Origin of the sequence: Belnapia arida (genome assembly GCF_016773205.1) — a bacterium.
Taxonomy (GTDB): Bacteria; Pseudomonadota; Alphaproteobacteria; order Acetobacterales; family Acetobacteraceae; genus Belnapia; species Belnapia arida.
The window spans coordinates 1-241 of sequence record NZ_JAETWB010000225.1 but is presented as its reverse complement, the minus strand read 5'-3'; the positions used below and the strand labels follow the sequence as shown (position 1 = coordinate 241).

Genomic DNA, 241 nt, shown 5'->3' with positions numbered 1-241 from the left:
AGGCCCGCGGTCGGCTCGCCGCGCGGCGCCCCGCGATGGCCGGAGAGCTGGCCCTGGAACAGGAAGCCCTCGGCCCGGACCTTTGCGAGCTTCTCCGCGCCATCGTCGCAGAAGTCTTCGGAGTAACCCTCGCGCTCGCCGGTCAGCAGCGGGTGGAGGATGGTGTGTCCGTCATCGTTCCACTGCGCGGCGAAGCCGCCCTTGGGCCGGAGGTGGCGGGCGGCGTTGCGCTCGTTCTCCA

The 241-nt window shown here is 71.8% G+C and carries 1 pseudogene; it reads right to left on the bottom strand.

From position 1 onward, the window contains the following. Window positions 1-241 (bottom strand): annotated as a pseudogene (locus tag JMJ56_RS33485) (malto-oligosyltrehalose trehalohydrolase); the annotation flags it as partial.